Here is a 341-nt window from a genome sequence, read left to right as displayed (position 1 = left end):
CGCCAACTCCGCGACCTCCCGCAGCCTTTGGTTCGCCTGATTGAGGCGCTCGTATGCTTGCTTCAGGCACCTGTCACGGAACAGGATGCCACCGACCGCCATTTCCAGACGCTCTTCCACCGTGTATAGCGGGTTTTCCCAGAGTTCGTTCATCGCACGGACTTCCCACGATAGGAACCGTCGTCGATGTCATGGAACCGACGCGGCTGCGGTTTATCAAACCAGCCATCTGGATAAGCGAAACTGGCAATAATGCAAATCGCGCTCAGGGCCCCGACAGCGACGCCTGAACAGAACACGAATTCCTGCGTTACTTGAAACATATCGCCTCCAGATGTGAG

General features: G+C 56.3%; 1 protein-coding gene. It reads right to left on the bottom strand.

Annotated features, from left to right (window positions below; translation table 11 throughout):
• Positions 1-149 precede the first annotated feature (149 nt).
• On the bottom strand, positions 150-341 hold a 192-nt coding region (locus tag AC1RPW_RS08225), incomplete at its 5' end, for a hypothetical protein (RefSeq protein ID WP_481769477.1).

The sequence above is a fragment of the Dellaglioa sp. CoH-55-MRSF-8 genome (genome assembly GCF_056782195.1).
Note: the sequence above shows the minus strand (reverse complement) of the source record. Positions and strands in the feature narration are given on the sequence as shown.